Here is an 8,199-nt window from a genome sequence, read left to right as displayed (position 1 = left end):
GCGGGCGGCTCCGCCGTCGGCGGCGGCGGCTCCGGCTCGCGCGCTGCGGCCGTCGCGTCGACGCTCGCCGCGGCCGTGTCGGTTTCCGGCGCGGCATCCTGCTCTGCGGGCTCGACCGGCACCGCCGGCGGCGGCGTGGCTGCTGTCGCCGATGGTGTCGGCTCTGGCTCGGCCACGCGCACGCTGCCGATGGGGCCGATGTTCGCGGCAACCTGCCCCGGCGGCGGCGCAGTCTCCTGCCGCGCAGCGCTGCCGTCCCACAGCAGCCAGGCAGCGCCGCCCAGCAAGCCGACGCCCGCCGCGAGCGGCAGCAGGTCGCCGATGGCGGTGAGTCGATTCTTCATGCCTGCAGCACCTGGAAGAGACGTTGGTGATGGGGTGCCTGGACACAGACCGGGCAGCGCGCCGCCCCGGCCGTCGGCACGTGCGGCACGTGGAAGTGCACGCCGCAGGCGCTACAGCGGGCGGGGTGCAGTGGAATGCGCGTCTCGGGCGCGGGCGCCGGCGAGCTGATGTGAATGGCTGCGCCCGCGCAGACATCCACGCAGAGGCCGCAGCCGGTGCAGCCGTCCGGGTCGATGCGGTAGGCCTCGGGCGCGATGCAAAGCACCTGGTGCGGACAAATGCGCGCGCAGGCATCACAGCCGCTGCAGCGCTGCGTGTCGATGGCCGGGGCATGCAGGCTGAAGCCGCCGCCGGGGGCACCGCCGGTGTCGAATCCGGCTCGGTGCGACGCGCCGTCCAGCTCGGTGCTGCCCACCAGCCGCCCGGGCGGCACGAAGCGCGCCAGGCCGCCCGGCTCGCGCTCGTCCAGATCCACAACGCCGTCCGCGGCAGACTGCACCCAGCCCAGCAGGAGCGCTCGCCGGTCCAGCGCGCGGCGCTTGGAGGCGGCGCGGGCGGCTGCGAGCGCCGATGTCCAATCGGTCTGCGGCAGCGCCTCCAGCGCAAGCGCCGGCTGCCCGCGCGCCGCGAGCAGTGCCGACACCCGCGCGCCCTGTGCCTGCACCCGGGTGACGCCGCCCCGCGGGCAGGTGTCGCAGTCGCCCCCGCACAGCAGCAGTCGGCGCACGCCGCGGGCATGCAGCCGCAGCAGCGCTCGGTCGCCGAGGACATGCAGGCAGGGCAGCAGCCCCTCGGTGCCGGCGTCGACGCCGGCGGCGGGGCAGGCCGCGAACGCGGTCTCGACACCGTCGCAGCGATGCGATGCCGTGCGGAAGCGCTCGACGATGGCGCCCTCCGGACAGGCGGGGGCGCACAGGCCGCAGCCGTCGCAGCGGTCCACGTCGATGCCGAGACGCTCGTCGTCGATGACCCAGGCCCGCACCGGGCATGCGTCCACACAGCGACGGCAGCCGGCGCCGGGCAGGCGGCTGTGCACGCAGCGTGCGGTGACCACCTCCGGCGGCAGCAGGTCGGACGCCGCCGGAGCGCGCAGCAGGCCGAGCAGGCCGGTCATGGACTCACTGTGCCCGGCTGATGGCATCGACTGGATACAGACGCTCGCTTGCTGGCCCGGCTCACCAACCGGGCGCCGTTCCGGGGACATAAGGGGCGTCGGCCTCGGTGGTGGCCTGCGGGGCGTCGGCGGGCGCGGGCGTCGGCGGCCTCGGTTGACCGGCGAGCGCGGCGAGCAGATCGCGCAGCTCCTCCAGGTAAGCCGCGGTCAGCAGGGCCAGGCCGGCGTAGAAGCGCGTCGCGCAGCGCGTGGCGACCCGCTCGGCGAACTGGTCCACCCAGCGCAGCGGGTGCTCGTCCAGGAAGCGCGCTACGTCGGCGAGTGCCGCGGGCTCCGGCTCGTCGTGCAGCAGGTGGGCGAGGAAGCGCAGCTCGTGGACCAGGTGGTCGTCGCTGCGCTTGCGCCAGTCCTCCACGGCCAGCCCGTGGCGGCGATACCAGGCGCGCACGCGGAACATGGGCGCCTGCAGGGCCAGGTTGTCCGCGTCCAGCCACACGGACTCGCAGGGCGAGGCGCGCAGGCCGTAGGTGAGGTAGATGTCCGCGTAGTCGACGGCGAGCGCGTCCAGGCTCGCGTCGGTGAGGTCGGTGGGCAGGTCCGTGAGACCCTCGCGCAGCAGGGTCAGGGCGTAGCGGGCCGCCTCGCCGCAGGGGCTCAGGCCGAGAAAGTCGTCGTAGCAGTGCTCCCACAGCCCCGAGATCCGCTCGCGCGTCAGCTCGCGGTCGTGCAGCAGCGCCAGCAGCAGCAGGTCCTCGGCGGCGGCTGTGCGGAAGGCCGCCAGGTCCGGCGCGATCCCATCCGCCGGGGCGGGGTCCGACGGGCTCGGGTCGGGCAGGGCCGGATCCACGCGCTCGGCGCTCGCCCGCTCCGGCTCCCGGCTCTGCAGCACGGCGCTCATTTGGACACCTTGCCCTTGCTGTGGGCAACGAAGACGATGGACGGGTCGGTCAGCGCCGGGTCGGCGAAGTTCTTCACCGCCCGCACGGGCTCGTCGGCGGGGCCCATTGCCGGGGTGGCGAAGCGCTTCTCCGCCAGCAGGTCGATGGGGCCGACATCCAGCACACGCATCATGCAGGCCATCACGCAGTAGGGCTTGCGGCCGGCGGTGATCTCGTCCACGCAGAGGTTGCATTTGGAGACGATGTTCTGCTCCGGGATGAACTGCGGCGCGCCGTAGGGGCAGGTGGCCTCGCAGCGCCGGCAGCCGATGCAGAGGGTGGAGTCGATGTCGACGATGCCGTTGTCGGGCCGCTTCCAGATGGCGCCCGTCGGGCAGGCCGGCAGGCAGGCGGGCTCGGCGCAGTGATTGCAGGAGATATTGACCTTGTAGGCGTAGACGTCCGGATAGATGCCGCCCTCCACGTAGAGCACGCGCCGGAACCGCGGCCCCGGCGGCAGCCCGTTCTTGTCCTTGCAGGCGATCTCGCAGGCGCGGCAGCCGATGCAGTCGACGTTGTGGTGCACGAAGCCGAGCTGCTGCTGCGGCTGCACCGGCGTGTAGGTCACCCGCTTGCGGCGCTCGACGGCCGCCTTGATGCGCGCCGGGTCCTGCGTCTCGGCCTGCGTTGCGCTCGGCGTCCCGCCCTGCGCCTGGTCTTTGGTTTCAGCCATGGATTGGTCCTCGGTGAGCGGTCAAAGCTCGCGCCGAAACACATGCGCGCGGGAGGTGGCGAGGCGGTCCCAGCCGGGACGGTGCGCGAGCCGGCTGCGCCGGATGTCGCACAGCACCGTGTTGTACGCGAAGGCGCCGGCGGGGCTCGGCTCGTCCAGGGTCAGCATGTCCGCGTTGCCGGAGCGGTCGACGCCGTTCTCGTCCAGGTCTAGCCAGGCGCCCTCGTGCAGCACCAGCACGCCCGGCATGCAGCGCTCGGTGACATAGGCGGGCACCACCACGCGCCCGCGCTCGTTCCAGAGCTCCACGGTGTCGCCGGTCCGGATGCCGAGCCGGCGGGCGTCGGCGGCGTTGATGGTGACCTCCTGCTCGTAGGTCTCCCGCAGCCAGCCGCAGTTGTTGAAGATGGAGTGGGTGCGCCAGCGCGGGTGCGGCGAGATCATGTGGAAGGGGTACTTGGCCGTCTTCGGGCTGTTCAGCCACTCCCAGGGCTCGATCCACTTGGGGATCGACGGGATGTGATAGCCGTACATGGTCCGCGTCCAGTCGGTGACCTGCGCCAGCTGGGAGGACAGGATCTCGATCTTGCCGGACGGCGTCGCGAACTGCTTGCCCTGCTCGACCTGCTCGCGGAAGGCCACATGCGGCTGCTCGAGCTTGAACTTGTAGATGCCGCGCGCCTTGAACTCCTCCCAGGGCATGTCGACGTGCTGGTGGGCCATGACCTTGCTCTGCCACCACTCGCGCAGGTAGGCCTCGTCCACCGGGTCGGGATTGACGAAGTACTCCCGGGTCGCCTTGGGGTTGTAGGCGCGCCCGAAGCGATCGCCCATGCCGGTCTTCCAGCCGAGGCGGTAGGCCAGCTCGGTGAAGATCTGGAAGTCGGACTTGGATTCGCCCAGCGGCTCGATGACCTTGGGGCGGTGGATGTAGTAATGGCCCTTGTACCAGGGCAGGGCCACGTCATGGCGCTCGAAGTGGGTGGCCACCGGCAGCAGCACGTCTGCATACAGGCCGGACGGCGTGATGGTGGAATCCATGCACACCACCAGCTCCAGCTTGTCCATGGCCGCGATTTCCTTGTTGATGTTGGTGAGCTGGTTGAGCCAGTCCGAGCCCTGCCAGAAGATCCCTTTGATATTCGGGACGACGCCGTCGAGCTGATCCTCGCGCGGCCAGAGGCCGATGTCCTCGCGGCTGATGTTGGGGTAGTTCAGCACGCAGTGGGCCCAGCGGTCGGACTTGATCGCCGCGAACCAGATGTTGGCGTACTCATCGTAGGGATAGGCCACCGCTTCCGCGTGCCAGGCCTTGCCCACGCCTTCGGCGGAGCCGCCCAGGTTGCCGATGTTGGCGGTCATGGCCTGCAATGCTGCGGCCATGCGGTTGTACTGCTCGCCGTAGGCGTTGCGCCCCGGGGCCCAGGAGGCCTTGAGCGCCGCGGGCTTGGTGGTGGCATACAGGTGCGCGAGCGTGCGGATGTCCTTGGCGGGGACGCCGCAGATGGCCTCCGCCCACTCCGGCGACTTCGGCTGGCCGTCGTAGGCGCCGAGGATGTAGTCCTTGAAGTTCTCCCGGCCGTTGGCGCTGCCGGAGGCCCACACCGGCATGGTGCCCGCGTCCATGCCCTGGCAGAAGCGGTCGATGAAGTCCTGGTCCTGCAGGTTGTTGGTGAAGATGTAGTGGGCCATCGCCGCGAGCATGGCGGCGTCGGTGTTGGGCTTGATGGGGATCCACCAGGCGTCGTAGGAGGCGGCGGAGTCCGTGTACTGCGGGTCCACCAGCACGAACTTGCAGCCGCGCTGCTTGGCGAGGCGCAGGTAGTAGAAGGTGTTGCCGCCATGGAAGGTGTAGGCGGGGTTCCAGCCCCACATGATCACCAGCTTGGAGTGGGCAAAGGTATCGTCCTCGTTGCCGTCCTCGATGGTGCCGAAGGTCCAGCGCGAGCTGGCGGTGGTGCCCTGGTAGGACGGCACGGACCAAGAGCTGGTGCGGCAGCTGAACATGCCGAGGAAGCGCCCCAGCAGGCCCTCGATCTGATCGGACTTGTGCAGCACGCCGTAGGAGGCGCCGGCGTAGCTCTGATCCAGCAGCGCGGTGGAGCCGTATTGCTGCTTGAGCTCGATCATCTTGTTGGCGATGTAGTCCAGCGCCTCGTCCCAGCTGATGCGCTTGAACTTGCCCTCGCCGCGCTTGCCTACGCGGCCCATGGGGTAGAGCAGCCGCTCCGGCGAGTAGAGACGCTGGCGGTAGGAGCGCCCGCGCAGGCAGCCGCGCACCTGGGGCTCCGCCTCGGTGTCCTTGCCGAAGAAGCCGTCGCGCTGGTAGCGCCCGTCGTCGGTGGAGATGCGCACGATCACGTCGCCCTGCTTGTGTGCCACCAGCATGTGGCGGGAGCCGCAGTTGTGGGCGCAGCTGGTGACCACGGTGGTCAGCTCGTCGTCCGTCGGATAGGGCTCGTAGGCGAAGGCGCGGGCCGGGTCGGTGCGGATCAGGCCGCCGGCACCCACCGCCGCGGCGCCCGCAGCGCTCGCCTTCAGAAAGCTGCGCCGTGTCAGGTTCAGACGGCCTTCGAGCACGGACAGGTCGGCTTGGTCGGTCATCGGTTCTGCTCCGCGTTCGGGCTCGGTGTGCTGGGCGGTGCCGCTTCAGGTGTCGGCGCGGACGCCGGCGGCTGCGTCGGCGCCGCGGCTTGCTCGACCTCGATCAGGAAGCGGGCCGGGGACTGCGTGGGTCTGTCTTTGGCCCAGTCCGGCACGAGCTCCGGCATACCGGGCCAGGGATGGCGCGGATAGGGGTAGCTGATGCGGTACCAGGAGCGACCGCCGTGGCAGCCGAAGCAGACGTCCTGCTGCTCCTCGGCCAGGGCCTCGATGGCATCCGGCTTCAGATAGTTCACCTGGTGCCTGTGGGTGCGGAAGGTGACGTGGCAGAGCAGGCAGTTGTTCTGGAAGGCGGCGCCGTGCTCGCTCCAGGGGCCCGGGACGCCCATGATCTCGTAGGGGAACCGGCCGTGGCAGAGCAGGCAGGTGTTTGGGTCCACCTGCTTGCGCAGCACCAGCCAGGGATCGCCGCCGGCGTGGGAGAGGCCGGCCTCCTCGCGCGGGTCGTTGCCCACATGGCAGGTGTTGCACTTCAGGTCCATCACCTGGCGCGCGTACTCGGTGACCATGTGGCGGCGGTGGAAGGTCTCCTGGTCCCCCGCATAGGTGTCGAGTGTCTGGTACCAACCGAGCGTGTCGCCGGCCTGCACGCCGGCAGGGGTTTCCGCGCGTACCCGCCGTTGCAGTACGTCCGCATGGCAGGCGAGGCAGTCGTCATTGGATGCCGTTTCGGCGGCCGGCTTGAAGTGCAGCGGATGCCATTGCGCTTCCTGGTAGGAAAGGCCGTTCCAGGTCTGTGTCTGCGCAGCTGCGCCTGGTGCAATGAAGGCGATCAGAATCGGGATCGCCAGCATCCGGATCGCTCGTCGGGTTGGCTTCGGCATCGTGCTGCCTTCGCTTGTTGGGTGGCTCGGGGTTTGCAGCACGCAGTGTGTGAAGCTCCGGTCTTCGACGGCGCTGCTGCGGGCGCATGCGCTGTGTGGCCGGCACGATCCATTGCCGGCCTGCGCTCGGGCTTGGGACCTGGGTTGGGGCTCTAGGTCAGCCGGCGGGAGGCGTCCACGCGCCCATGCCGGACATGCCACCCATACCGCCCATACCGCCCATGCCCTGGGGCACCCAGTAGCCGCCCATACCGGACATGCCACCCATACCGGACATGCCACCCATGCCGGACATGCCGCCCATACCGCCCATGCCGGACATGCCCTGGGGCACCCAGTAGCCGCCCATGCCGGACATGCCACCCATGCCACTCATTCCAGACATGCCGCCCATGCCACTCATTCCAGACATGCCGCCCATGCCACTCATTCCGGACATGCCACCCATGCCGGTCATCGGGTAGAAGTAGATCGCACCCTCAGGTGTGATCTTGAAGTAGCCGGACATCCCGCCCATGCCGCTCATGCCACCCATACCGGACATGCCGCTCATTCCGCCCATACCAGACATGCCGCTCATACCGCCCATACCGGCCATGCCTTGGGGCACCCAGTAGCCGCCCATCCCGGACATGCCGGACATCCCGCCCATCCCGGACATGCCACCCATACCGGCCATGCCTTGGGGCACCCAGTAACCGCCCATCCCGGACATACCACCCATGCCGGACATTCCGCCCATGCCACCCATGCCGGACATGCCGGAGGGCATCCACACCCAGCCGCCCATGCCGGACATGCCATCCATGCTGTATGCCGCTGTTCCACCGCCGGCCAGCGCTAGGCCGACCAGCGTCGAGACAGCGGCTTTTTTCACCTTCTTCAGTGCACAGTACATTCGATCATCCTCCTCAGCTCATTGTGGTGTTCGGGCGTCGGCTGCCGATGGTCGATGCCACCCTCTGATGTCGTAACGGCCGACCATGCCCGGACGGTTGAATGGGGTGTACCAGTTGCCTTGATCCTCGAGGAAACCCAGGCTGGCCGGGTATGGTTGACTGATCCCGGTGAGGGCCTTGGTGTACCAGCCCTCCGGTTTCCGGACCTCGCGGACCACCGGCGCCCCGGCGGGTCGTGCGGATGGCTGCGTGCCGGCAATGGGATAGCCCCCATTGGCCTGACGCGCCGCCTGCTGGCCCAGGGAATCGCCCGTGATTGCGTAACTCAATAGGACCGCTGCGGTTGCGGCCAGCAGACCTCGCTTGTGCATCACGACCTCCACTGCGGCTGGGAAAGCGCAACTCCGGAGCGGTCCGCCACGGTGAGGCGGCGGCGTCCTCGGCTGCCCGAACGACTGCCCATCGCCTTAAAGCAGCCCTTGTGCCAACGTGTTTTTTGGCCGTCTTAGCGACTGTCTTGAGTGGATTTTTTCCAGTTGTCGCGGTACGCGGCCGGCAGCGCCGCCGTCGCTTCGCTGACGATTTGTCAGCAGCCTTTGCTGATGCTCGCGTCGCTCAACCGGGCCTTGGGGTCCGGCGCGGCGGACAGCGGCCCGCACCCGTGGGGCGGTTCCATAACTTGGACAGGCGCTTAGCGAAGCGGGCCGGGCGCGCAGGGGGCGCTGAGGACGGCCGTTTGGGG

7 protein-coding genes and 1 pseudogene are annotated in these 8,199 nt (G+C 69.3%); all 8 read right to left on the bottom strand.

Translation table 11 applies throughout. The features are described from left to right. A pseudogene (locus tag CKO31_RS24675) lies at positions 1 to 344 on the bottom strand (hypothetical protein); the annotation flags it as partial. Beyond that, positions 341 to 1,459: a 4Fe-4S binding protein gene (locus CKO31_RS24670; protein ID WP_200243152.1), complete on the bottom strand. Its 1,119-nt coding sequence runs from the start codon at positions 1,457 to 1,459 to the stop codon at positions 341 to 343. The gene CKO31_RS24670 and the pseudogene CKO31_RS24675, both read right to left, overlap by 4 nt. 61 nt (positions 1,460 to 1,520) lie before the next feature. Next, positions 1,521 to 2,357 (bottom strand): TorD/DmsD family molecular chaperone, encoded by an 837-nt coding sequence (locus tag CKO31_RS24665; protein ID WP_200243149.1) that lies wholly within the window; start codon positions 2,355 to 2,357, stop codon positions 1,521 to 1,523. Then, on the bottom strand, positions 2,354 to 3,070 hold the full coding sequence (locus CKO31_RS24660; RefSeq protein WP_200243138.1) for a 4Fe-4S dicluster domain-containing protein: 717 nt from the start codon (positions 3,068 to 3,070) through the stop codon (positions 2,354 to 2,356). Before CKO31_RS24660 ends, CKO31_RS24665 begins: the two co-directional genes overlap by 4 nt. A 21-nt stretch (positions 3,071 to 3,091) precedes the next feature. Then, entirely contained in the window at positions 3,092 to 5,674 is a 2,583-nt protein-coding gene (locus CKO31_RS24655; protein ID WP_200243136.1) for a molybdopterin-containing oxidoreductase family protein, read from the bottom strand. Then, positions 5,671 to 6,528, bottom strand: coding sequence for a hypothetical protein (locus CKO31_RS24650; protein WP_200243133.1), 858 nt, complete (start codon positions 6,526 to 6,528; stop codon positions 5,671 to 5,673). Before CKO31_RS24650 ends, CKO31_RS24655 begins: the two co-directional genes overlap by 4 nt. A gap of 187 nt (positions 6,529 to 6,715) precedes the next feature. Next, positions 6,716 to 7,456 (bottom strand): hypothetical protein, encoded by a 741-nt coding sequence (locus CKO31_RS27070; RefSeq protein ID WP_242475664.1) that lies wholly within the window; start codon positions 7,454 to 7,456, stop codon positions 6,716 to 6,718. 18 nt (positions 7,457 to 7,474) lie between these two features. Then, on the bottom strand, positions 7,475 to 7,828 hold the full coding sequence (locus CKO31_RS24640) for a hypothetical protein (RefSeq protein ID WP_200243130.1): 354 nt from the start codon (positions 7,826 to 7,828) through the stop codon (positions 7,475 to 7,477). Between the last annotated feature and the right edge of the window lie 371 nt (positions 7,829 to 8,199).

It is taken from the genome of Thiohalocapsa halophila (assembly GCF_016583825.1).
Taxonomy (GTDB): domain Bacteria; phylum Pseudomonadota; class Gammaproteobacteria; order Chromatiales; family Chromatiaceae; genus Thiohalocapsa; species Thiohalocapsa halophila.
The sequence above is the reverse complement of the archived record's forward strand: the minus strand, read 5'-3'. Positions and strand labels throughout refer to the sequence as shown.

Coding starts and splice junctions, on each gene's coding strand:
- CKO31_RS24670 (WP_200243152.1), bottom strand. CDS start 1,459: ATGACCGGCCTGCTCGGCCTGCTGCGCGCTCCGGCGGCGTCCGACCTG.
- CKO31_RS24665 (WP_200243149.1), bottom strand. CDS start 2,357: ATGAGCGCCGTGCTGCAGAGCCGGGAGCCGGAGCGGGCGAGCGCCGAG.
- CKO31_RS24660 (WP_200243138.1), bottom strand. CDS start 3,070: ATGGCTGAAACCAAAGACCAGGCGCAGGGCGGGACGCCGAGCGCAACG.
- CKO31_RS24655 (WP_200243136.1), bottom strand. CDS start 5,674: ATGACCGACCAAGCCGACCTGTCCGTGCTCGAAGGCCGTCTGAACCTG.
- CKO31_RS24650 (WP_200243133.1), bottom strand. CDS start 6,528: ATGCTGGCGATCCCGATTCTGATCGCCTTCATTGCACCAGGCGCAGCT.
- CKO31_RS27070 (WP_242475664.1), bottom strand. CDS start 7,456: ATGTACTGTGCACTGAAGAAGGTGAAAAAAGCCGCTGTCTCGACGCTG.
- CKO31_RS24640 (WP_200243130.1), bottom strand. CDS start 7,828: ATGCACAAGCGAGGTCTGCTGGCCGCAACCGCAGCGGTCCTATTGAGT.